1 protein-coding gene is annotated in these 710 nt (G+C 53.2%); it reads left to right on the top strand.

Annotated features, from left to right (window positions below):
• On the top strand, nucleotides 1-710 hold a 710-nt coding region (locus tag ACTD9P_RS29635; protein WP_438870421.1), incomplete at both ends, for an MFS transporter.

Below are 710 nucleotides of genomic sequence, written 5' to 3'. Positions count from 1 at the left end.
AGTTATTTGCTCGTTACCGGTTTTATGATGTTTTTCTCCGGCGCGATTTCCAGCCGGATCGGCGCAAAATGGACGCTGCTTCTCGGACTTATTTTTATCATCGTGTTTGCCGCTCTCGGCGGAAGCTCAAGTACAATCGCTCAGCTTGTCGGCTATCGCGGCGGCTGGGGGCTTGGGAATGCTCTCTTTATTTCAACCGCGCTTGCCGTCATCGTCGGGGTATCTGTCGGCGGCAGCGCCAAAGCGATTATTCTGTATGAGGCCGCGCTCGGACTGGGAATTTCCGTCGGGCCGCTTGCCGGCGGAGAGCTAGGCAGCCTTTCATGGCGCGCTCCGTTCTTCGGAGTGTCTGTCCTGATGTTTATAGCGCTTTGCGCGATTTCACTCATGCTGCCGAAGCTGCCGAAACCGGCGAAACGCGTCGGTGTGTTTGATGCGATGAAGGCGCTCAAATATAAAGGCCTTTTGACAATGGCAGTATCTGCATTCTTATACAACTTTGGATTTTTTATTTTGCTTGCTTATTCTCCGTTCGTGCTGGATTTAGATGAACACGGTCTCGGATATGTCTTCTTCGGCTGGGGCCTTCTGCTGGCAATTACGTCAGTCTTTACGGCGCCGCTCGTGCACAAAGCGCTGGGCACAGTGCGTTCGCTCGTCGTTCTCTTTATCGCCTTTGCGGCCATTCTCGTTATTATGGGGGTCTGGAC

The organism is Pseudomonas onubensis (assembly GCF_965653655.1).
Classification (GTDB): domain Bacteria; phylum Pseudomonadota; class Gammaproteobacteria; order Pseudomonadales; family Pseudomonadaceae; genus Aquipseudomonas.
The sequence above is the reverse complement of the archived record's forward strand: the minus strand, read 5'-3'. Positions and strand labels throughout refer to the sequence as shown.